At 64.9% G+C, this 22122-nt stretch carries 23 protein-coding genes; 12 read left to right on the forward strand and 11 right to left on the reverse strand.

Annotated elements, in window-relative coordinates:
- Window positions 1-39: 39 nt before the first annotated feature.
- The 3 genes from pcaD to BKY27_RS00835 are packed head-to-tail and all read left to right on the forward strand — an operon-like array spanning window position 40 to window position 3375.
- Window positions 40-837: a 3-oxoadipate enol-lactonase gene (gene pcaD, locus BKY27_RS00825; protein ID WP_071672518.1), complete on the forward strand. Its 798-nt coding sequence runs from the start codon at window positions 40-42 to the stop codon at window positions 835-837.
- On the forward strand, window positions 834-2171 hold the full coding sequence (locus tag BKY27_RS00830) for a lyase family protein (RefSeq protein WP_071672519.1): 1338 nt from the start codon (window positions 834-836) through the stop codon (window positions 2169-2171). Before pcaD ends, BKY27_RS00830 begins: the two co-directional genes overlap by 4 nt.
- Window positions 2164-3375, forward strand: coding sequence for a TCR/Tet family MFS transporter (locus tag BKY27_RS00835; protein WP_071672520.1), 1212 nt, complete (start codon window positions 2164-2166; stop codon window positions 3373-3375). Before BKY27_RS00830 ends, BKY27_RS00835 begins: the two co-directional genes overlap by 8 nt.
- A gap of 43 nt (window positions 3376-3418) precedes the next feature.
- Here BKY27_RS00835 and BKY27_RS00840 read toward each other — a convergent pair whose 3' ends face one another.
- From BKY27_RS00840 to BKY27_RS00850, 3 genes are read right to left on the reverse strand one after another with little or no spacing between them, the layout of a single operon-like run.
- Window positions 3419-4402, reverse strand: a complete 984-nt coding sequence (locus tag BKY27_RS00840) for a threonine ammonia-lyase (protein ID WP_071672521.1) — start codon at window positions 4400-4402, stop codon at window positions 3419-3421.
- Window positions 4399-5235 (reverse strand): alpha/beta fold hydrolase, encoded by an 837-nt coding sequence (locus BKY27_RS00845; RefSeq protein WP_071672522.1) that lies wholly within the window; start codon window positions 5233-5235, stop codon window positions 4399-4401. The genes BKY27_RS00840 and BKY27_RS00845 overlap by 4 nt, the downstream gene beginning before the upstream one ends.
- Window positions 5235-5921: a haloacid dehalogenase type II gene (locus BKY27_RS00850; protein ID WP_071672523.1), complete on the reverse strand. Its 687-nt coding sequence runs from the start codon at window positions 5919-5921 to the stop codon at window positions 5235-5237. The genes BKY27_RS00845 and BKY27_RS00850 overlap by 1 nt, the downstream gene beginning before the upstream one ends.
- Window positions 5922-6108: 187 nt before the next feature.
- Here BKY27_RS00850 and BKY27_RS00855 point away from each other — a divergent pair, with 187 nt between their 5' ends.
- On the forward strand, window positions 6109-6537 hold the full coding sequence (locus BKY27_RS00855) for an FKBP-type peptidyl-prolyl cis-trans isomerase (RefSeq protein ID WP_071672524.1): 429 nt from the start codon (window positions 6109-6111) through the stop codon (window positions 6535-6537).
- Window positions 6538-6630: 93 nt separating this feature from the next.
- Here BKY27_RS00855 and BKY27_RS00860 read toward each other — a convergent pair whose 3' ends face one another.
- The 4 genes from BKY27_RS00860 to fabA form a co-directional block, all read right to left on the reverse strand.
- A complete protein-coding gene (locus tag BKY27_RS00860; RefSeq protein ID WP_071672525.1) occupies window positions 6631-7419 on the reverse strand; it encodes an enoyl-ACP reductase FabI in 789 nt (262 codons plus the stop codon).
- Window positions 7420-7425: 6 nt separating this feature from the next.
- Window positions 7426-8655: a beta-ketoacyl synthase N-terminal-like domain-containing protein gene (locus BKY27_RS00865; RefSeq protein ID WP_071672526.1), complete on the reverse strand. Its 1230-nt coding sequence runs from the start codon at window positions 8653-8655 to the stop codon at window positions 7426-7428.
- A 198-nt stretch (window positions 8656-8853) separates the two neighbouring features.
- Window positions 8854-9549, reverse strand: a complete 696-nt coding sequence (locus BKY27_RS00870; RefSeq protein ID WP_071672527.1) for a DUF3800 domain-containing protein — start codon at window positions 9547-9549, stop codon at window positions 8854-8856.
- A gap of 179 nt (window positions 9550-9728) precedes the next feature.
- Window positions 9729-10238, reverse strand: coding sequence for a bifunctional 3-hydroxydecanoyl-ACP dehydratase/trans-2-decenoyl-ACP isomerase (fabA, locus tag BKY27_RS00875; protein WP_071672528.1), 510 nt, complete (start codon window positions 10236-10238; stop codon window positions 9729-9731).
- A gap of 188 nt (window positions 10239-10426) precedes the next feature.
- Between fabA and irrA the strand changes: the two genes are divergently transcribed.
- Both irrA and typA read left to right on the forward strand, forming a co-directional pair.
- Window positions 10427-10846, forward strand: coding sequence for an iron response transcriptional regulator IrrA (irrA, locus tag BKY27_RS00880; protein ID WP_071672529.1), 420 nt, complete (start codon window positions 10427-10429; stop codon window positions 10844-10846).
- Window positions 10847-10993: 147 nt separating this feature from the next.
- Window positions 10994-12814, forward strand: coding sequence for a translational GTPase TypA (gene typA, locus BKY27_RS00885; protein ID WP_071672530.1), 1821 nt, complete (start codon window positions 10994-10996; stop codon window positions 12812-12814).
- A 237-nt stretch (window positions 12815-13051) separates the two neighbouring features.
- Here the strand turns inward: typA and BKY27_RS00890 are convergent, their stop codons facing one another.
- Entirely contained in the window at window positions 13052-13741 is a 690-nt protein-coding gene (locus BKY27_RS00890; RefSeq protein ID WP_146636136.1) for a hypothetical protein, read from the reverse strand.
- 187 nt (window positions 13742-13928) lie between these two features.
- On the opposite strand from BKY27_RS00890, the gene BKY27_RS00895 reads away from it, so the two are divergent.
- Complete coding sequence (locus tag BKY27_RS00895; RefSeq protein ID WP_071672532.1) at window positions 13929-14510, forward strand: VOC family protein; 582 nt, start codon at window positions 13929-13931, stop codon at window positions 14508-14510.
- 149 nt (window positions 14511-14659) lie between these two features.
- Here BKY27_RS00895 and msrA read toward each other — a convergent pair whose 3' ends face one another.
- On the reverse strand, window positions 14660-15310 hold the full coding sequence (gene msrA, locus BKY27_RS00900; protein ID WP_071672533.1) for a peptide-methionine (S)-S-oxide reductase MsrA: 651 nt from the start codon (window positions 15308-15310) through the stop codon (window positions 14660-14662).
- Between the two features lie 128 nt (window positions 15311-15438).
- A complete protein-coding gene (locus BKY27_RS00905; protein WP_071672534.1) occupies window positions 15439-15810 on the reverse strand; it encodes a YkvA family protein in 372 nt (123 codons plus the stop codon).
- A 147-nt stretch (window positions 15811-15957) separates the two neighbouring features.
- Between BKY27_RS00905 and BKY27_RS00910 the strand changes: the two genes are divergently transcribed.
- Entirely contained in the window at window positions 15958-17178 is a 1221-nt protein-coding gene (locus BKY27_RS00910) for an MFS transporter (protein WP_071672535.1), read from the forward strand.
- Window positions 17179-17330: 152 nt separating this feature from the next.
- Window positions 17331-18320, forward strand: a complete 990-nt coding sequence (locus tag BKY27_RS00915) for a fatty acid desaturase (protein WP_071672536.1) — start codon at window positions 17331-17333, stop codon at window positions 18318-18320.
- A gap of 136 nt (window positions 18321-18456) precedes the next feature.
- On the opposite strand, the gene BKY27_RS00920 is transcribed toward BKY27_RS00915, so the two are convergent.
- Complete coding sequence (locus BKY27_RS00920; RefSeq protein ID WP_071672537.1) at window positions 18457-18660, reverse strand: SlyX family protein; 204 nt, start codon at window positions 18658-18660, stop codon at window positions 18457-18459.
- 106 nt (window positions 18661-18766) lie between these two features.
- On the opposite strand from BKY27_RS00920, the gene hisS reads away from it, so the two are divergent.
- The 3 genes from hisS to hisG are packed head-to-tail and all read left to right on the forward strand — an operon-like array spanning window position 18767 to window position 22034.
- Window positions 18767-20245: a histidine--tRNA ligase gene (gene hisS, locus BKY27_RS00925; protein WP_071672538.1), complete on the forward strand. Its 1479-nt coding sequence runs from the start codon at window positions 18767-18769 to the stop codon at window positions 20243-20245.
- Window positions 20242-21348 (forward strand): ATP phosphoribosyltransferase regulatory subunit, encoded by a 1107-nt coding sequence (locus tag BKY27_RS00930; protein WP_071672539.1) that lies wholly within the window; start codon window positions 20242-20244, stop codon window positions 21346-21348. The genes hisS and BKY27_RS00930 overlap by 4 nt, the downstream gene beginning before the upstream one ends.
- Window positions 21345-22034, forward strand: a complete 690-nt coding sequence (gene hisG / locus BKY27_RS00935) for an ATP phosphoribosyltransferase (RefSeq protein ID WP_071672540.1) — start codon at window positions 21345-21347, stop codon at window positions 22032-22034. The genes BKY27_RS00930 and hisG overlap by 4 nt, the downstream gene beginning before the upstream one ends.
- Window positions 22035-22122: the final 88 nt, after the last annotated feature.

Raw genomic sequence — 22122 nt, forward strand, 5'->3', positions numbered from 1 at the left:
GCAGGAGGGTGGCGGAGAAGGGAGGGGAAGGAGAACGTCATGCCGATGATCGACACGGGAACGATTTCGCTGAACGTCGTGGAGGACGGCGACCCCGGCGGCGCGCCGGTCGTTTTCGCCGGGGCGCTTGGCACGGACCTTACGATCTGGGACGCGGTTGTCGCGGCGCTGCCGGGGCGGTTCCGGCTGATCCGCTTTGACATGCGCGGGCATGGGCAAAGCGACGTGCCGCCGGGACCATACTCCATGGGCGCGCTGGTGCGCGACGCCGAGGCGGTTCTGGATGCACTGAACGTGCAGGATGCCGTCTTTGTCGGGCTCTCGGTCGGCGGGCTGGTGGCGCAGGGGCTGGCCGTGAAGCGGATGGACCAGATCCGCGCGCTGGTGTTGTCGGGGACCGCCCCCAAGATCGGCACCAAGGCAGGCTGGCACGAGCGGATCGCCACCGTGCGCGCCAAGGGCCTGCCCGCGCTGACCGATGACCTGATGGCGCGCTGGTTTTCGCGGCGCGACCGGGCCGAGGGCGCCGACCTGCCGACGCGGCGGATGGTGGAGCGGCAAGATCCCGAGGGCTATATAGGCGTTTGCGCCGCCATTGCGGGCACCGATTTCATCACGCCCACAAGTGGGCTGCGGCTGCCCGCGCAGGTGTTGGCGGGCAGCGAAGACGGATCGACCCCGCCAGACCTTGTGCGCGAGCTGGCCGACCTGATCCCCGGATCGCGGTTCGAGTTACTGCGCGGGGCGGGGCATTTGCCGTGTGTGGACTCGGCCCCGCTTTTCACCGAAAAGCTGAGCGACTTCCTTACCGCCATCGGCCACGGAGCGACCCAATGAGCATCAGCCCCTTCGACAGCGCCCTCTATCGTGACCTGTTCACCGACCGCGACGTGGCGAGCCTGTTTTCCGACAGCGCCGACATGCGCGCGATGCTGCTGGTCGAGGGCACGCTGGCCAAGGTGCAGGGTGACCTGGGGGTGATCCCGGCGGAAAGCGCGGCGTTCATCCATCGTTCGGCGCTGGAGGTGCAGATCGACCCCGCCGCGCTGGCCGGGGCGACCGGGCAGAACGGGGTCTGCGTGCCCGCGCTGGTCGCGGCCTTTCGCAAGGAGATGGAAGCCCCGGAGCACGCGCAATACGCCCATTGGGGGGCCACATCGCAGGACATTATCGACACCGGGCTGGCGTTGCGGTTGCGGCAGGCGCTGGCACTGATCGAGGCGCGGGCCGACCGGTTGCTGCGGGCGCTGGCAGCGCTGGCAGAGGCCCATGCGGAAACGCCGATGACTGCGCGCACCTATGGGCAGACGGCGAACCCTACCAGTTTCGGTGCGGTGGTGGCAGGCTGGGGCTGGTCGGGGCTGGCGCATAAGGACCGGCTGGCGGCGCTGCGGCCCCGGTTGCTGGCGGTGACGCTGGCGGGGGCGGCGGGCACCGGCGCGGCCTTTGGCGGCAAGGCGGCGGAAACGCGGGCGGCGCTGGCCAAGGCGCTGAAGCTGGCCGATCCGGGCCGCTCGCAGCATTCGACCCGCGACCATGTGGCGGAGCTGGCCGGGTGGCTATCGCTGGTGGCGGGCGGCCTTGGCAAGATGGGCGAAGACCTGATGCTGCTGGCCCAAAGCGATACGGGAGAGGTGCGGTTCGGCGCTGCCGGGGCGTCCTCGACCATGCCGCAGAAGCAGAACCCGGTGGGGGCATCGGTGCTGATCGCGCTGGCGCGTCATGTGCTGGCGCTGAACGGCGCGATGCAGGGGGCGATGCTGCACCGGCAACAGCGGGACGGGGCGGCATGGTTCACCGAATGGCTGAGCTTGCCCGCGATGGTGATGGGCGTGGCCAAGGGGCTGGGCACCGCGGCAGAGCTGGCCGAGGGGTTGCAGCCGCAGGTCACGCGCATGGCTGACACGTTGAACGACCCGCTCGGCCTGATCCATGCGGAGGCGCTGTCTTTCGCGCTGGCAGGCCACATGCCGCGGCCCGAGGCGCAGGCGGAGGTCAAGGCGCTTTGCAAGGACGCGCAAGCGACGGGCACGCCGCTGTTGGCCTTGCTGAAGGCCGCGCATCCGGGGCTGGGGCTGGCCGAGGTGACAGAACCGCTCGCCGCCATGGGGCAGGCGCCGGAGGAGGCGCGGGCCTTTGCGGCGGCGGTGGCTGAGCGGCTCGATGGCTGACCGGCTGCCGATCCTCTTCATCCTTGTGACCGTCACGCTGGATGCGATGGGGATCGGGCTGATCATGCCGGTGATGCCGGACCTGATCCGCGAGGTGCAGCATGTGGGGCTGGCGGGGGCGGCGCAGTGGGGTGGCCTGCTGGCGGCGGCCTTCGCGGTGATGCAATTCGTTTTCAGCCCGATCCTTGGCAACCTGTCGGACCGGCTGGGGCGGCGGCCCGTGCTGTTGGTGTCGATGGCGGGGTTGGCGCTGGATTACATGATCATGGCAGTGGCCGGGTCGATCGGCTGGTTGCTGGCCGGGCGTCTCTTGGGCGGGATCACCTCGGCCACCCATTCCACCGCGGCGGCCTACATGGCCGATATTTCGCCGCCCGAGAAGCGGGCGCAGAATTTCGGACTGATCTCGGCGGCTTTCGGGATTGGGTTCGTGCTGGGGCCGATGCTGGGCGGGCTGATGGCGGGGGTGGATACGCGTGCGCCGTTCTGGATGGCGGCGGCGCTGGCGGGCGTGAACCTGACCTTTGGCCTGTTGGTGCTGCCCGAGTCGCTGGCCCCAGCCAAACGCCGAACGTTCCAGTGGCGCCGGGCCAATCCGCTTGGCGGGCTGAGGCAGATGGGGCAACTGCCGGGGTTGGGCTGGATGCTGCTGATGCTCTTCTTCTACTCGGTCGCGGGCTATGTCTATCCGGCGATCTGGGCCTTTTACACGCAGGCGGCCTTCGGCTGGAGCACCGGGCTGGTAGGGGCGTCGCTGACGCTCTACGGGATCACCATGGTTTTTGTGCAGGCGGTGCTGATCCGGCTGGTGATGCCGTGGCTGGGCGAAGTGCGCGCGGTGTTCTATTCGCTGATCCTCGACGCGGTGATGCTGTTGGCCTTTGCACTGGCCAGCCACGGCTGGATGATCTGGGTCTTCACGCCGCTGGCCGCCCTCGGTTCGATCGCGACCCCGGCCCTCTCTGGCTACATGAGCCGGCAGGCGGGCGACGACCAGCAGGGCGAGCTGCAGGGGGTGATCAGCTCGATCAACGCGCTTTGCGTGATCGTGGCGCCGGTGGCGATGACACAGGTGTTTTTCTGGTTCACCCGAGAGGGAGCGGCGGTCCATTTCCCCGGCGCGCCGTTCCTGCTGGGGCTGGTATTGATGTTGGTGGCCCTGGGGCTGTTCCGGGTCGGCTTGGGGGCGCGGGAGCGGGTGTAAGGGGATGGCGGGCAGACTGTCCGCCCCTACGGCTGAGGATGACTCACGCCCCCTCGCCGAACGCCTCCAGCATCTTCGCATAGGCACCCGCATCCACGTTGCCGCCCGAGGCCACGGCGATGACGGCCTCGCCCTGCACGGTCTCGGGGTGGAACAGCGCCGCCGCCAGGGCGATGGCGCCGCCGGGTTCCAGCACCAGTTTCAGCCGGGTGAAGGCCGCCGCCATGGCGCGCAGGCAGTCGCGGTCGGGGACGACCACGCCGGGGCCGCAGAGACGGTGCATGATCGGGAAGGTCAGCGCCCCCGGCTGCGGCGTGATGATGGCGTCGCAGACCGAGCCGGTAAGGTGGTGGTTACGCTCGATCTGGCCTGTGGCGAGCGAGCGGGCCACATCGTCGAAGCCTTCCGGCTCAACGGGGCGCGCGCGCAGGCCGGGGGCGCGGGCCTCTAACGCCAGTGCGATGCCAGAGGTCAGGCCGCCGCCGCCGCAGCAGACCAGCACGTCGGCCTTTTCAACGCCCTCCTCGGCGGCCTGTTCGGCGATCTCCAGCCCCACGGTGCCTTGGCCCGCGATCACATAGGGGTTGTCGAAAGGTTTGATCAGGGTCAGGCCGCGTTCCTCGGCGATGCTTTGGCCCAGGGCATCCCGATCCTCGGTCGCGCGGTCATAGGTAATGACCTCGGCCCCCAGGGCGCGGGTGTTGGCGATCTTGAGCGCGGGCGCATCGGCGGGCATCAGGATGACCGCAGGCACGCCGTGCAGCTTGGCAGCATAGGCCACCCCCTGCGCATGGTTGCCCGAGGAAAAGGCGAAGACACCGCGCGCGCGCGCCTCCGGGTCCAACGCCGAGACTGCGGACCAGCCACCCCGGAATTTGAAGCTGCCGGTGTGCTGCAACGCCTCAGGCTTGATGAAGACGCGGCGGCCCGCGATCTCGTCGAGGAAGGGCGAGGACAGCAGCGGCGTGCGGCGGGCATGGCCCTTGAGCCGCGCGGCGGCGGCTTCGATCATGGCGATGTCGGTCATTTCAGAAGGTCCAGAAATTGCGAAATCAGGGCCCGGCTTTCGGGCTCGTCAAGGAACGGCACGTGGCCCCGGTCGGGCACTTCGGCGAACATCATGTCGGGGCGGATGGCGCGCATCCGCGCGGCCGTATCGGGCGACAGCAGATCGGAATTCGCGCCCCGGATCAGCGCCAGCGGCAGCCCGTCGAGCCCGTGAAACAGCGGCCAGATATCGGGCAATGCCCCGTCGGCCGACTGTTCCAGCACCGCGTGGCGCAAGTTGGGGTCGTAGCGCAGGCTGAGCGCCCCATCCTCGGCGACGTGCCAGACGCGGCGGATATAGGTCTCCCACGTTTCCAGCGGGACATTGGGGAACCGAGCGCCCATCCGCTTGGGCAGGTTGACCAGCGCAGACGCCAAATCGGGGTCGGCGGGCGGCAGGCCGAGATACCCCATGATATAGGCCAGCCCCGCCGGGTCCACCACCGGGCCAATATCGTTGAAGCAGACGCCCGACAGCCGGTCATGGTGGCCATAGCCAAGGGTCAGCGCGATCAGGCCGCCGCGCGAGGTGCCGAGGATCGCGGCCTTGTCGATACCGAGGTGGTCGAGCAGGGCAATCACGTCGCGGCTTTCCTGCAGGACGTTGTAGGTGTGCCAATCGGGGTCGTGGTCCGAGGCGCCGCGCCCGCGCAGGTCCATGCGCAGGATGCGGGCACGGTCGGCGAAATGCTCCACCACCGGTTCGAAATCGGCCATGTTGCGCGTCAGGCCGGGCAGGCAGAGCAGAACCGGCCCCTGCCCCTGATTGTCATAGGCAAGGCGCAGCCCGTCGGCAGTCTGGAAGTCGGGCATCAAAGCTCCTTTGCGATGGAGGGAACGTGGGTCAGGTCCGCGGCGACCCGGTCGGGGGTGCCCGGCAGACGGTCCTGCGGCTCGCCCGCGCGGTTGACCCAAAGGACGCGAAACCCGAAGGCGCTGGCCGCCGCCGCGTCCCATCCGTTGGACGACACGAACAGCACCTCTTCGCGCGCGCAGGCGAATCGGTCGGTGACCAGTTGATAGACGCTCGCGTCGGGTTTGAAGATGCCGACGCTTTCCACGCTCAGAACATCGTCGAGCAACGCGGCAAGGTCGGCACTGTCCACCGCACCTTGCAACATGTCGGGCGAGCCGTTCGAGAGGATCGCGGTTTGCAGCCCCTCGGATTTCAGCGCCGCCAGCATGTCGGGCACTTCCGGGAAGGCCGCGAGGGTAAAATAAAGCCCCAGCAATTCCTCGCGCAATTCGGGGTCGTTCTGACCGCATTTTTCCAGCGCCCAGTCCAGCCCGTCCTGCGTTACTTGCCAGAAATCAACGTGATGACCGGTGATCGCGCGCAGCCACGTGTATTGCAACTGTTTGGCGCGCCAATGGGCCGAAACCTCTTGCCAGACAGCGGCAAACCGCTCTTGCCCCGGACGGTCGGCCACGGCGCGGGCGGCGGCATTCACGTCGAAGAGCGTTCCGTAGGCGTCAAAGACGCAAGCCTTGATGGTCATGTGTATCCTCCCTTTTCGGCAGACAGTTGCACAGCCCATCGGCGGGGGAAAGGCACCGCGACATCGCTGCCCGGATTCCCGGTTTACATCAGGACATGGGCTGATAGCCTTGGTGCGCACCTCAAGGGGCCGGGCCAGACAAGGGCGCCCGCCCCCAAATTCACCCCCCAAAAATCAGGACGACCATATGACACAGGCCACTGCAGGCAGCACCATTGCACTCCATTACACCGGCACGCTTTCCGACGGCAGCGTGTTCGACAGTTCCGAAGGGCGCGATCCGCTGAGCTTCACCATGGGCCAGGGTCAGATCATCCCCGGTCTGGAAGCCGCGGTCGAAGGCATGAGCGAGGGCGACGAAAAGACCGTCACCGTGGCAGCCGAGCAGGCCTATGGCGAACGCGACCCGAACGCGATGCAGCAGATCCCGCGCGACCAGATCCCCGAAAACATCCCGACCGATCCGGGCACCCAACTGCAAATGCAGGCCCCTAACGGGCAGGCGATCCCGGTGGTGGTGGCAGAGGTTTCGGACAGCCACGTGACGCTGGACGCCAACCACCCGCTGGCGGGCAAAGATCTGACCTTTGCGGTCAAGGTCGTCTCGGTCGGCTGAAACGGCAAGAGCGGCGCCTTTTGGCGCCGCTCATCCCCTGCGTCGCAGGCTTTTGGCAAGGAGAGGCCGCACGCGCCGCAACCAGCGGGCCGGTCAGAGGTTCTCCGGCTGCATCATCCCCAGCACATGATATCCGCCATCGACGGTGATGATTTCACCGGTCGTGCAAGACCCGTAGTCGGAGGCGAGGTAAACCGCCGTGCCGCCGATCGAGTCCAATGTCGCGTTGTCGCGCAGCGGGGCATTGTCGCGGGTGGTGTTGAAGGTCTTGCGCGCGCCGGAAATGGCCGCGCCCGCCAGCGTCTTCATCGGACCCGGCGAAATCGCGTTCACACGGATCTTGTTCGGCCCCATGTCATTGGCCAGATAGCGCACCGAGCTTTCCAGCGCCGCCTTGGCCACCCCCATGACGTTGTAGAACGGCGTCACCCGGTTCGACCCCATGTAGGTCATCGTCAGGATGGTGCCGCCATCGGTCATCAGCGGCTCGGCGCGGCGGGCCACGTCGATCAGCGAATAGCAAGAGATCGTCAGCGAGTGCCGAAAGTTGTCGCGCGAGGTGTTGATGAAGCGGCCAGCCAGTTCGTTCTTGTCGGAATAGGCGATGGCGTGGACCACGAAATCGAGCTTGCCCCACTTGGCCTCGATCTCGGCAAAACAGGCATCGAGCGACTCGTCATCCGTCACGTCCACATCGACCAGCAACTCGACGTCCAGTTGTTCGGCCAGCGGCTTGACCCGTTTGCCAAAGGCATCGCCCTGATAGGAAAAGGCCAGCTCTGCCCCTTCGGCCCGCATGGCCTTGGCAATGCCCCAGGCAATCGAGCGATCATTGGCAACGCCCATGATCAGCCCGCGCTTTCCCGTCATCAGATCAGCCATGTTTTCTTATCCATTATATCTGGAGAGCAGCATCGACCCATTGGTGCCGCCAAAGCCGAAGCTGTTGGTCATGACCGTATCGAGACCCGCGTTGTCCATGAGAGAGGTCGCAACCTCGCCGGGCTGGATGCCGTCGGCGAGCGTTTCGACATTGATCGAGGGCGCGATGAAATCGCCCTTCAGCATGAGCAGGCAGAAGATCGCCTCCAGCGCGCCGGCCGCGCCTTGCGCGTGGCCGGTCATCGACTTGGTCGAGCTGATCGGGGGCACATGGCCTTCGCCGAAGACGCGCCGCACCGACTGGACCTCGCCGACATCGCCGACGGGGGTCGAGGTGCCGTGCGCGTTGATATAGCTGACCTTGCGGCCTTCGGGCAGGGTTTGCAGCGCCAGCCGCATGGCCCGCTCGCCGCCCTCGCCCGAGGGGGCGACCATGTCGTGCCCGTCCGAGGTGGCGGCGAAGCCGGTCACTTCGGCATGGATCGTCGCACCACGCGCCAAGGCGTGCTCCAGCTCTTCCAGCACGACGATGCCGCCGCCGCCCGAGATCACGAAGCCGTCGCGGCCCTCGTCAAAGGCGCGAGAGGCTTTCTGCGGCGTATCATTATATTTCGAGGACATCGCGCCCATGGCATCGAACAGGCAGGACAGGGTCCAGTCCAGTTCCTCGCCGCCGCCCGCGAACATGATGTCCTGCTTGCCCATCATAATCTGCTCGGCGGCGTTGCCGATGCAGTGCAGGCTGGTCGAACAGGCCGAGGTAATGGAATAGTTGATTCCCTTAATCTTGAACGCGGTAGCGAGATTCGCGGAAATCGTCGAAGACATGCATTTTGGCACCGCGAAGGGCCCGATCCGCTTGGTCGCGCCGCTTTTCAGCACCGTCTGATGCGCGCTGAGCATGGCGCTGGTCGATGGCCCGCCCGACCCGGCGACAAGGCCGGTGCGGTCGTTGACGACCTCATCCTCGCCCAGCCCGGCATCGGCAATCGCCTGTTGCATGGCGATATGGGCATAGGCCGCGCCCGGCCCCATGAAGCGCAGCGCACGCTTGTCCACATGCTCTTTCGGGTCGATCTTGAGCGTGCCCGCGATCTGGCTGCGGAAGCCGTGTTCCGCCATTTCGGGGCTGGCCTCGATGCCGGATGTGCCCGCGCGCAAGCTGGCGGTGACCTCTTCGGCAGTATTCCCGATCGACGAGACGATCCCAAGGCCCGTGACAACTACTCGGCGCATGTGGCCTCCCTTGCTTTGCTCTTGTCTTAGTAGGGCATTGCCGGGGGAAGGTGCAAGGAGGCGTAGGGAGAGGAGGCGGGTCGGGCCTTCTTTACTTGATGTTCACAACCATGGTGCGTATATACCTAGTCAAAGGTTCCCCTCTGATGATAAGAACCCAAGGGGTTCTCCAGTTGGTAGTCGGAGGGGTCACATCTCTCAGTAATAGTAGCGAACACCGCTGCTGAATATGTCAAACTCACTTCGTATCTGATGCGAAATGGTTACATAAGACCTGTCATCACCGTGTTCCCATTTCCTGTAAATGGCCCAGTTGAAGTAGTCGGCGACCTGAAGTCCATAGTGCGCACGGGAAGAGTGATGCATCACTCTATATGGAGTGGTTGCAGGAAGCATGTCGGCCAATACGGTTTTCACCGCCTTTTCAATGGCTCTTCTCTTCTTTGCGACGGGCAGACTATCTGTGATGACAACGACCTCGCCAATGCCCTGCGATGCTCTGTCAACAGAGTACCGCAAAAGAAAACCTAACATCTTGGGGTAGAATTTTTCTGGCGGCTGCAAGGCTGGACCGGTTTTTCGTTTTTCAACAATTACCGAGTCGACCGAATCATGAGGAACCGAGCCCGCGAGCATCGAAAATACCCTGCCTCGAACGTGCCTATTGTCGTCCGCGCAGTGAAAATACTCCATTGAAATTCTGGGGGTTATCCGATGCTCAATCAGATTATACTTGTATGTGTCCAGTTCAGTGTGAAGCGTAAAAGGACGATACATGCTGACACACGTTAGCGTGAAATATTTTGAACCTGTTGGAGAAAAATCGAAATTCCCACCTTCGTCGAGGAAAATGTACAGGGTTGGCAGGGCGACGGCAGGAAACTCTTCGATCATGCTTCATTCAACTAAAAAATATTTTTCCACGACACGCCTAAGGAACCTATTGCAACAACGAAAGAGAAAAATGAACCTGTGAAGCAATGACTTCACAGCCAATGGTCGCCAAGGTCCAATCCATATTTCCAAAAAAAGAGGCCCGCAGGCCCCTTTCCATCTTCTCGCGAATAAGCCCCTCAACTCTCGCTGAGCGCCACTTTCATGTCCTTGACCTGGTAGATCACCTCGCCATCGGCCTCGACGATGCCGTCAGCGACGCCCATGGTCAGGCGGCGGGTCTGCACGGCCTTGGTGAAATCGACCCTGTAGGTCAGCATCTTGCGGTCGGGGCGCACCATGCCGGTCAGCTTCACCTCGCCCACGCCGAGCGCATAACCGCGCCCCAGCCAGCCGCGCCAGCCCAGGTTGAAGCCGGTCAGCTGCCACAGCCCGTCAAGGCCAAGGCAGCCGGGCATGATCGGGTTGCCGGGGAAGTGGCAGGAGAAGAACCACAGGTCGGGGTTGATGTCGAACTCGGCCACCACGTGGCCCTTGCCATGCGCGCCGCCATCGCCCGAGATATCGGTGATCCGGTCCATCATCAGCATCGGCGGTTCGGGCAGTTGCGCGTTGCCGGGGCCGAACAGCTCGCCCCGCGCGCATTTCAGTAGATCGTCCCGATCGAAGCTCGTGGGATAGTCTGCCATATGTTGTTTGCCCCTTCCCTTCGGCCCTTGGTCATGGCCCGTCAAATTCGGTCTCCCCTAGCACCTGTGCCCGCGGGGACGCAAGGTAACAGCTTGGGTGCGGCGACCTGCCTTGCAAACCGATTCCATTTGAAAAACATGGGTCCGCTCGCATATATTGCATGGACCATGGCAAGATTGGACCAGAAATGACGCCTGAAGCCCTCGAACGCGGCACCCGGTGGCTCGCCTCGGTCGGGTTGCGACCGACCCGGCAGCGCTTGTCGCTCGCCTCGCTTCTGGTGGGCGATGGTCAGCATCGCCACGTCACCGCCGAGGGGCTGCACGCGGCCACGCTGGACGCTTGCGAGAAAGTGTCGCTGGCCACGGTCTACAACACCCTGCGTGCCTTTTCGGATGCCGGGCTGATGCAGGAAGTCACGGTCGATGGCACCCGCAGCTATTTCGACACCCGCGTCGATGACCACCCGCATTTCTACTTCGAAGACGAAGGCGCGCTGACCGATGCGGCCAAGGCCGAACTCAGCATCGCCTCTCTGCCGACCCCGCCCGAGGGCTACGAAGTGGCCAAGGTCGACGTGGTGGTGCGCCTGCGCAAGAAGGGCTGATCCGCCCCGCCGAACGGCCCGCACGCGCCTGTCCCCCCTCGGTTTCGCGGGTGCGACGGCGACGGGTGCCTCCTTTTCCGCTGGTCATTGCAGCCGCATCCCTGTAACGGCCATGCCAAATCACTTCTTTTTCGAAAGGCCCATGTGATGGACCTCCGCAATATCGCGATCATCGCGCACGTTGACCATGGCAAGACCACGCTTGTGGACGAGCTGCTGAAACAATCCGGCGCGTTCCGCGAAAACCAGGCCGTGGCCGAACGGGCCATGGATTCCAACGACCTCGAGCGCGAGCGCGGGATCACCATTTTCGCCAAGCCCACCTCGCTGGAATGGAAGGGCACGCGCATCAACATCGTCGACACGCCCGGCCACGCCGATTTCGGCGGCGAGGTCGAGCGCATCCTGAGCATGGTCGACGGCGTTGTCCTGCTGGTCGATGCCGCCGAAGGGCCAATGCCGCAGACCAAGTTCGTGACCTCCAAGGCGCTCGCCCTCGGCCTGCGCCCGATCGTGGTGCTGAACAAGGTCGACAAACCCGATGCCGAACCGGACCGCGCCCTCGACGAAGTGTTCGACCTTTTCGCAACGCTCGACGCCACCGAAGACCAGCTCGATTTCCCGCACATGTATGCTTCGGGCCGCTCTGGCTGGGCCGACGCCGAGCTTGACGGACCGCGCAAGGACCTGCACGCGCTGTTCAACCTGATCGTCAACCATGTGCCGAAACCCAAGCAGATCGCCCATCAAAATGACGATTTCCGAATGCTCGCCACCACCCTCGGTGCCGACCCGTTCGTGGGCCGTCTGCTGACCGGTCGGGTGGAATCGGGCAAGCTCAAGGTCGGTGCGACCGTGCAGGCCCTCAGCCGTCTTGGCGAAAACATCGAGCGGTTCCGCGTCACCCGCATTCAGGCTTTCCGTGGCCTTGCACAGCAAGACATCGAAGAGGCCGTGGCCGGTGATATCGTTTCGCTCGCCGGCATGTCCAAGGCGACCGTGGCCGACACGATCTGCGCCCTCGCGGTGGACGAGCCACTGGAAGCGCAGCCCATCGACCCGCCCACCATCACCGTGACCTTCGGCATCAACGACAGCCCGCTCGCGGGCCGTGACGGCAAGAAGGTGCAGTCCCGTGTCATCCGTGAACGCCTGATGAAAGAGGCCGAATCGAACGTCGCCATCAAGATCACCGACACCCCCGGCGGCGAAGCCTTCGAGGTTGCGGGCCGTGGCGAATTGCAGATGGGCGTGCTGATCGAGAACATGCGCCGCGAAGGGTTCGAACTGTCGATCTCGCGCCCGCAGGTTCTGATGCGCGACGATGGCGAGCGAAAGCTGGAACCGGTCGAGGAAGTCACCATCGACGTGGATGACGAATACTCTGGCGCGGTGATCGAAAAGCTGACCGGCCCGCGCAAGGGCGAGCTGGTCGAGATGCGCCCCGGCGGTGCGGGCAAGACCCGGATCATCGCCCATGTGCCGTCTCGCGGACTGATCGGCTACCACGGCGAATTCCTGACCGACACGCGCGGCTCGGGCGTGTTGAACCGCGTGTTCCACGAATGGGCCCCCTACAAGGGGTCGATTCCGGGCCGCCGCCAAGGCGTGCTGATCTCGATGGAAAACGGCACCTCGGTCGCCTACGCGCTGTGGAACCTCGAAGAGCGCGGCAAGATGTTCATCGGCGCGCAGGAACCGGTCTATACCGGCATGATCATCGGCGAACATGCCCGCGACAACGATCTTGAAGTGAACCCCTTGAAGGGCAAGAAGCTGACCAACGTGCGCGCCAGCGGCACCGACGAAGCGGTGCGCCTGACCACGCCGGTCACCATGTCGCTGGAACAGGCCATCGCCTATATCGACGATGACGAACTGGTCGAGGTCACGCCGAACGCGATCCGCCTGCGCAAACGCTTCCTCGACCCGCATGAACGAAAGCGGCAATCCCGCTCGGCTGACTAGATGTGAGCTTTCAACAGGTTGTTCCGGTCCCCGCCCGACCCATGGGGCCCGCGCGGGGTGCATCGCGGCATATGGTGCTGGGCGGGTATCTTGCGTCGGGTGGCAAACACCACAGCGGGACCGCGTGATTGCGAATGACCGAGACACGCTTTCAGGCCGGATCACCAACATGATAACGGGCGCGCCGCGATCCACGGACGCGCCCGTTTCCGTTTCACGGCCACGGCCAGTGGCGGCTCAGTGGCTCAGCAGCGCACGCAACTCGGCCAGCGTTTCGTCCGACAGGTCGCCTGCATCGGCGAGCCGGGACAGGTCCTCCTGCGCCGTTGCCTGCGCATCCTGATAGACCGCGGCGGCCTCGTTCGAAGTGGTGGCCAACGCTACCAGATCGTTTTCGTGGTTCACCGCGGCGTCCAGTTCGGCGTTGAGCGCGGCAAGATCGTCGTCATAGGTGTCCGAGGTTTGGTCCAGCGCGTCGATATCGGCCTGAATTTCCCCTGACCCACGCCCGGAATAGCCGTTTTGCTCGGCGATATAGGCGGCATAGGCCACCTGCCAGTCGAGATAGGCATCGTCCACCGCGCCCACGGCCTCGCGATAGGGGGCAAGCTGGCCCACGGTGCTTTCGGCGGCGGCATGGGCAAAGGCCTGATCCGAGGCATGGGCCGCGTTCAACCCGCCAAGCGCGCTGGCGACCTGTCCGTGGCCATTGCCGTTGTCCCCGGCGTTTTCATGGTCGCCGGACTGGCCCCCGGCATTACCATGGCCACCCCCGTTGCCGGAATTGCCGCCGTTCCCATGCCCTTGGCCATTGCCTTGGGCATGGGCCAGGGTGGGCACGGTCAACGCGGTTGCAATCGGCCCCAAGGTGACCATCAGCGCAATCAGGGAACTGGTTACAACTGGTTTACGTCCTGTCCACGACATGGGCTTTCCTTCTTTATCTTGTGCGAAACGCAGGCCACAGCCTAGCGGGCGATCCTTGGTCAGAAGATGGCACCGCCGCCCCCGCGCAAAGATCAGCGGGGCTTTGCCGGATTGCGCTGCCGTGTCGGCGGTTGCCTGCCGGGCCACATGCCCTATCCTGTTCCACAGGCAAGCGGCGGAGGATCCCATGCGCAAACTTCAGGCCCAGGGCGTGCATCACATCACGCTGACCGGCGCGGACCGGCAAACCTCGATTGATTTCTGGGAAGGCGTGTTGGGCATGCCCTTCATCTTCGACCAGCCAAATCTGGACAACCCGAGAGAGGGGCATCTCTATTTCGATCCGGGTGACGGTCGGCTGATCACCGTTTTCACCAACGAAGATCGCAGCCCCGACCCGCGCCGCACCCCGACCGAGCCGGGCTGCGTGCATCACCTCGCCTTCAATGTCAGCAAGGCCACTTTTTCACAGGCAGTCAAACGGCTGGACGCGCGCGGGATCCCGCATTCCGGCCCCAAGGACCGGGGGTTCATGGACTCGATCTATTTCAAAGACCCCATGGGGCTGCTCATCGAACTGGCCTCCTACAGGTTCGAACCGCCGGTGGGCTGCACCCATGCCGACGTGATGATCGAGGCGCACCGCCTGCGCGTCGCGCGCGGCGACTACAACATCGCCGAAGAGCATCTGGCCGACGCGATCGAGATGCTGGTGGAGCGCCGCCAGCAAAGCCTCTCGGACGACCGCACCCCGAAACACCCCTACTGACCTTTTGCCTGGTTCAAATCCTCACGCGACCAGGCAACCGGACCCGCACGCGCGCATGGGCACCGCCTGTCGCCCGGGTCCGCCGGCAGCCGCGGCCCGGCGATGGCCCCCGCAAGGGACGTGAACGGGCCGCCCCCCGGATCGGTGCCTCAGGCGCCGACGCCGATCGGACAGGTCACGCCGGTGCCGCCAATGCCGCAATAGCCCGAGGGGTTCTTGGCCAGATACTGCTGGTGGTAATCTTCCGCGAAATAGAACGCGGGCGCGGGCAGGATCTCGGTCGTGATCGCGCCGAACCCGGCCTTTTTCAACCGCGTCTGCATCTCCGGCAGCGAGTCGAGCGCCGCCTGCCGCTGTGCGTCGGAAAAGCTGTAGATACCCGAGCGATACTGGGTGCCCGCGTCATTGCCCTGCCGCATCCCTTGCGTCGGGTCGTGGTTTTCCCAGAAAACCTTGAGCAGCGCCGCATAGGAGATGACCTTGGGGTCATGAACCACACGCACCACCTCGTTGTGGCCGGTGCGCCCGGTGCAGACCTCTTCGTAAGTCGGGTTCGGCGTGTGGCCGCCAGCATAGCCCACCATGGTCAACCAGACGCCGTCCAGGCCCCAGAACATCCGTTCCACGCCCCAGAAACAGCCCATGCCGAACATCGCGGCCTCCATGCCCTCGGGCACCTCAGCCGTCAGAGGACGACCGGTCACGAAATGGGTCTCGGCGGTCGGGATCGGCGTCTCCCGCCCGGGCAGGGCCTCGTCTTTCGACACCATCTCAGTCTTCTTGCGGGCAAAACCGAACATCGCACGTCTCCTTTTCCTGATGGCACATCATGCCTTGAGGCAGAGATGGGGCGCAAGCCACCCCCCGACCAGTGCCGTGCCTGCCCACCCGCGTTCACCTTCCCGCGAAAGAGGGCGGGGCAAGCGGGTCATCCGCGCGCCAGGATCATGCCAGCGGCGAGTGCAGCCAACAGACCCCAAATCACGATGATGGCCACTGCTCCGGCCAAGCTGGCCGGTGGCCATTTCCATTCGCAGCTGCGCTGCCGAAACTCGGCCATCAGGGCCGGCGGGATCAACCGAATGGCGACCAGGATACCGAGCGGCAAGAGCAGAAGATCATCGACATAGCCCAAAATCGGGATGAAATCGGGGATCAGGTCAATCGGGCTGAGCGCATAGGCCGCGACCGCTGTGGCAACCATCCTTGCGCTGAGCGGCGTGCGCGGATCTCGGGCCGCGATCCACAACGCCAGCAGGTCCCGTTTCAGCCTGCGCGCCCAGTGTTTCAGCCTCTTCACGAGGAAGCCTCCCGTCCGAGTCCCGCAGCGGTGCCAGACGTGACCCTGACATCCCGGCGTTCACCATCCCCGATTCCCGGCCAGTTCACAACGGGCCCGCGATCTCGCCTCTTCCCTTCCCGCCGGACGCCCCCTAACGTCGCCACCATGACGCCTCCTTCCGCCCTCGACTCGCGCGCCTCGTGGCTGCGCCTTGCCATGTCCCTCACCATCGGGCTGGTGGGCAATGTCGGCATGTGGGCGATCATCGTGATCCTGCCCGCGATCGAGGCCGAGTTTCACCTCGACCGGGCCGATGCCTCGCTGGCCTATACCATGACCATGGTGGGCTTTGCGCTTGGCAACTATTTCATTGGCCGCGCGGTGGACCGTTGGGGCATCACCGCCGCCATGGTGGGCGCAGCGCTGCTGATCGCCTCGGGCTTTACCGCCGCTGCGATGGCACCGAATTTCGTGACGCTGGCAGGGGCGCAACTGGCCATCGGCTTCGGCACGGCCACCAGCTTTGGCCCCCTCATCGCCGATGTGTCGCACTGGTTTCTCAAGCGCCGGGGTATCGCGGTCGCCGTGGTGGCCTCGTCCAATTACCTGTCCGGCGCGATCTGGCCGATGATCCTGTCGGGCATCCTCGCCGGGCAAGGCTGGCGCGCGGCCTACGCGGTCATCGCGCTGACCACGATCGTGGTGATGATCCCGCTGGCCTTCCTGCTGCGCGCCAAGGTGCCCGAGGCCGCCCGGATGGAGGCCGAGACCTCGGCTGCCCTGCGCGCCCGCACCGCCAGTTTTTCACCGCGCACGCTGACCATCCTGCTGGGACTGGCGGGCGTCGGCTGCTGCGTGGCCATGTCGATGCCGCAGGTCCATATCGTCGCCTATTGCACCGACCTTGGGTTCGGCCCTGCCATCGGCGCCGAGATGCTGTCGCTGATGCTGCTTGGCGGGGTCGCCTCGCGCCTCGTCTCGGGGGCGTTGGCCGATTGGCTGGGGGGCGTGACGACGCTGCTGATCGGCTCGTCGCTGCAATGCCTCGCGCTGTTTCTCTACTTGCCCACCTCGGGTCTGACCCCGCTTTATATCGTCAGCCTCGTGTTCGGCCTCAGCCAGGGCGGGATCGTGCCAAGCTATGCGATCATCGTCCGCGAATACCTGCCCGCGCGCGAAGCGGGCAGCCGTGTCGGCTTCGTGATGATGGCCACCATCGGCGGCATGGCCCTTGGCGGCTGGATGTCGGGCTGGATCTTCGACCTGACCGGCAGCTACCAGATGGCCTTCCTCAACGGCATCGCCTTCAACCTGCTGAACATGGCAATCATCGGCACGATCCTGTTGCGCTCACGCCCCCGGCGCGGCCCCGCGCTGGCGGTCTGACGCCGGTTTTTTCGGCAAGAGTCGACCGACGTCGCGGCAGGCGCTAAAATATTGTCACATAAAATTGAAATGGCCTTTGGATGGACACATCTCTGACCAAGCAGGGCGATCGAGCCTAGCCCCGCAGGGTCGCAAAGCGAGAGACAGAGTCGATGACAATAAGAGACGTCACCCGCGCCTATTGCCACCGCAGCGACAGGCTGGCCGCGACCAGCTATTTCGGCACCTTCGCGGTTTATTTCCTGACCCTCTACCTCGCCGTCTATTTCTATGACGCGTGGTATCTGGTTGCCCCGCTGATCGTGATCAACGCACTGGCGGGTGTCCGGCTTTACGTTCTGGAACATGATTGCGGGCACAATTCGCTGTTCACCAAGCGCTGGATGAACGATTGGGCAGGCTACGGCCTGTCCACCTTTACCCTCACGCCGTACCGGGCGATGCAGAACAACCACAACCAACACCACAAGTTCCTCGGCGACCTGGAAGAGCGGCGCTCGGGCGAGATTCACACCATGACCCTGCGCGAGTGGGAAGCCGCCGGGCCGCTGCACCGCTTCGGCTACCGGCTGTACCGCAACCCGTTCTTCCTGATCCCGGTGGGCGGTATCTTCGTCTACGCCCTGCGCTATCGCTGGCCCAAGAACACGATGAAGATCGGCCCGGCCGGGGTGCTGGCCCATAACCTGTTGCTGGCGGCGTGGATCGCGCTGCTTTACTGGCTGGGGGGCGTGCCCGCGATGGTCGTCTATGGCGCAACCGTTTTCGTGGCCGCCTGCGCGGGGGTGTTCCTTGTCTACCTGCAACACAATTTCGAAGACACCTACTGGGACCGCCGCCCCGATCTGCGCCACGACCTGGCGGCGCTTCAGGGCTCGTCGGCGCTGGACCTTGGCTGGTGGTTCGACCTGGCGACCGGCAACATCGCCTATCACGACATCCACCATTTCAACGCCAACATCCCCAGCTACCGCCTGCGAAAATGCCACCGGGCGATCCGCGACGAGTTCAACCTGCCGACGATCAACTGGCCCGAGGCGATCCGCAGTTTCACCCTGAAGCTATGGGACGAGGATCAGGAACGGCTGGTGCCCTTCCCGCGCCACCACACCCGGTTCGGGGCCGGGAAGGCCGCCGCGTGACCGTGGCGTGTCGCCGCCTGACGGCGGCGATCCGCGGGCGGCTCGGCTCACCCCCCGCCAAGGCGGGGGCATCGCCGATCCGCTTGGGGCCAGCCCCAAACCCCGGAGTATTTTTACAAAGAAGAAGGAAGAGCCGTTACCAGTGCGGCGGTTTCTGGTCGGCCAGCGGGACCGTGCCGCCAATGTCGAGTTCACGCTCCGCCTCGCGTTGCAGCAGCATTTCAACCCGGCGGGTGAGCCGGGCGATCTCGGCGTCCTGCCGGGCGATCACGTCGGACAACTCCTCGACCTGACGAGTCAGGTGGGCCAGTGTTTCCTGAATCTGGGTAACGTCGCTCATATGCCTCTCCTACAGGGTTTCCCGCCGAAAGCCACCCCGCCGCCTTGCCCCCAAGCGCCCCCTAGGCTAGACGCCACGCGGAACCCGATCGCAAGGGACGACAGCGATGGCCAAGCAAAAGAAACAGCCCCGCCCCAAGGCAGAGACGCCCAAGGGCTTTCGTGACTATTTCGGCGCGGAAGTGACCGACCGCAAGGCGATGCTCGACACCATCGCCGAGGTCTATCACCGCTATGGCTTCGATCCGCTGGAAAGCTCGGCCGTCGAAACCGTGGAGGCGCTTGGCAAGTTCCTGCCCGACGTGGACAGGCCCAATGCGGGCGTCTTCGCGTGGCAGGAAGAAGACGACGGCAAATGGCTGGCGCTGCGCTATGACATGACCGCGCCGCTGGCCCGCGTCGCCGCGCAATTTCGCAACGACCTGCCCGCGCCCTACCGCCGCTTCACCATGGGGCCGGTCTGGCGCAACGAAAAGCCGGGGCCGGGGCGGTTCCGCCAGTTCTACCAATGCGACGCGGACACCGTCGGCGCGCCCTCTGTCGCCGCCGACGCCGAGATCTGCGCGATGCTGGCCGACACGCTGGAAGCCGTGGGAATCCCGCGCGGCGATTACATCGTGCGGGTGAATAACCGCAAGGTGTTGACGGGCGTTCTGGAAACCATGGGCGTGGGGGACGATGAAGACACTCGCAACGCCGTCCTGCGCACCATCGACAAGTTCGACAAGGTCGGCGAAGCGGGCGTGCGCGAGCTGCTCGGCAAGGGACGCCTCGATGCCTCGGGGGCCTATATCGACGGCGTCGGCCTGACCGATGAGCAGGCAGAACCGGTGATCGCTTTCCTAACCTCCAAGGGCACGGATGCAGAGCACACGCTGGCCAACCTGCGCGCGGCCATCGCCACCTCCTCGACCGGCGAGCAAGGCGTCGAGGAACTCGAAACCATCGCTTCCCTTCTCGACGCGCAGGGTTACGGCCCCGACCGCATCGTCATCGACCCGTCCGTCGTGCGTGGCCTCGGCTATTACACCGGCCCGGTCTACGAGGCGGAGCTGACCTTCGAGGTGCTCGACGACAAGGGCCGCCCGCGCCAGTTCGGCAGCGTGGCGGGCGGCGGGCGGTATGACGATCTGGTCAAGCGCTTCACCGGGCAGGCCGTGCCCGCAACCGGGGTTTCCATCGGGGTGGACCGGCTGTTGGCCGCCTTGCGTGCCAAGGGGCGCATCGGCGGCGGCGCGCAAGGCCCGGTGGTGGTGACCGTGATGGACCGCGACCGCATGGTGGACTACCAGCGCATGGCGACCGAGTTGCGGCAGGCAGGCATCCGGGCCGAAGTCTATCTGGGCAACCCGAAGAATTTCGGCAACCAACTGAAATATGCGGACAAGCGCGAAAGCCCGGTGGCCGTTATCCAAGGCAGCGACGAGGCCGCGCGGGGCGTTGTGCAGATCAAGGACTTGGTTCTTGGTGCGCAGATCGCCGAAGAGGCCAGCCTTGAAGAGTGGAAATCCCAGCCCGCGCAACGCGAAGTTCCCGTCAAGGATCTTGTGAAAGAAGTGCGCGCCATTCTGGACCGGGGCAAATGACCGACAAGATCACCGTCCGGGCCGAGGCCGAGCGCCTGTTCGCCTTTTTCAAGGCCGCGGGCGCGATGCCCGTCGATGCCGACCTGTTGCAACCCGCCGATACGCTGCTGGACCTTTACGGCGAAGATATCCGCGCGCGCGCCTACGTCACCCAAGACCCTGACCGGGGCGAGATGATGTTGCGCCCCGACTTCACCGTGCCCGTTGTGCAGACCCATATGGAACATGGCGGTGAGCCTGCGCGCTACACCTATCTGGGCGAGGTCTTCCGCAAACAGCAAGCCGGGTCGCGCCGCGCCACCGAATATCTGCAAGTGGGTTACGAGGTCTTTGACCGGGCAGATCCCGAGCGCGCCGATGCCGAGGTATTCTCGCTGTTCAACGAGGCGCTATCGCCCCTTGGGCTGCGGCCCGCGACCGGCGATATCGGCATCCTCAAGGCCGCCGTCGAAACCCTTGAAACCACCGAACGGCGCAAGAACGCCCTGATGCGCCATATTTGGCGCCCGCGCCGGTTCCGCACCCTGCTCGACCGGTTCACGGGCCGGGTCGAGATGGACCCCTCGCGCAAGCTCTTGCTGGAAAAAGTGGCGAAAGAAGGGGCCGAAAAGCTGATCATGGCCGCTGGACCCGAAATCGGCCTGCGCAGCCGCGCCGACGTGCTGGCCCGGATCGAAGCGCTTCAGGCCGAAGCCGCCGTGCCGCCGATCAGCAGTAACCAGGCGCAGGTGCTCGACGAAATCCTGTCCATCCGCGAGACGCTGCCAAACGCCCACCAGCATCTGCGCGACATCACCGTGGACCTGCCGGGCCTTGGCCCCTCGGTCGAACGCATGGCGCGGCGGATGGCGGCGCTACAGGATGCCGGGGTCGAGGTCAGCGAATTGCCGTTCGAGGCCAGCTATGGCCGCACCACGATGGAATATTACGACGGCTTCGTGTTCGGCTTCCTCGCCGAGGCCAGGCCCGACCTGCCCCCCGTCGCCACCGGTGGCCGTTACGACGCGCTGACCCGCGTTCTGGGGCGCGGGCAGGAAATTCCCGCTGTGGGGGGCGTGGTGCGCCCCGAACTGGTGCAGCAATTGCGGGAGGGTCTGGCATGACGACACTCAAGCTTGGCGTGCCCTCCAAGGGCCGGCTGATGGACAAGACCTTCGACTGGTTCGCGGACAGAGGGGTCGAAATGCGCCGCAGCGGATCGGACCGGGAATATTCCGCCCATGTCGATGGCGCGGACGTGGACCTGGTGCTGCTCTCCGCCGGGGAAATCCCGCGTGAATTGCAGGCGGGCCGCATCGACCTTGGCGTCACGGGCAGCGACCTTGTCCGCGAACGCATCCCCGCGTGGCAGGACGTGGTCAAGGAACTGCACCCGATGGGCTTCGGTTTTGCAGATCTCATCATCGCCGTGCCCGCATTCTGGATCGACGTGAACAGCATCGACGATCTCGACGCCGCCGCCGCCGATTTCCGCCGCCGCCACGGCCACCGCCTGCGCATCGCCACCAAGTATCACCGGCTGGTGCGGGAATTCCTGCGTGAAGCCGGGGTGGCCGACTATCAGCTGGTCGACAGCCAGGGCGCGACCGAGGGCACCGTCAAGAACCTGACCGCCGAGGCCATCGCCGACATCACCTCGACCGGTGAAACCCTGCGCGCCAATCACCTGACGATCCTGCAAGGCGGGTTGATCCACCGCAGCCAGGCCGTGCTGTTCAAGTCGCGCATGGCCGAATGGTCGCCACAAAAACGCGCCACGCTCCAAGAACTTCTGGACAAGCTGTCCTGAGAAAGGTCGCGCAACAGCGGAAACCGGTTCTTCGCGCCCGCGATATACGACATGCGACACCATCAGGCCACATCGGGTCGCGGGATCG

This window comes from Nioella nitratireducens (assembly GCF_001879715.1).
Classification (GTDB): Bacteria; Pseudomonadota; Alphaproteobacteria; order Rhodobacterales; family Rhodobacteraceae; genus Nioella; species Nioella nitratireducens.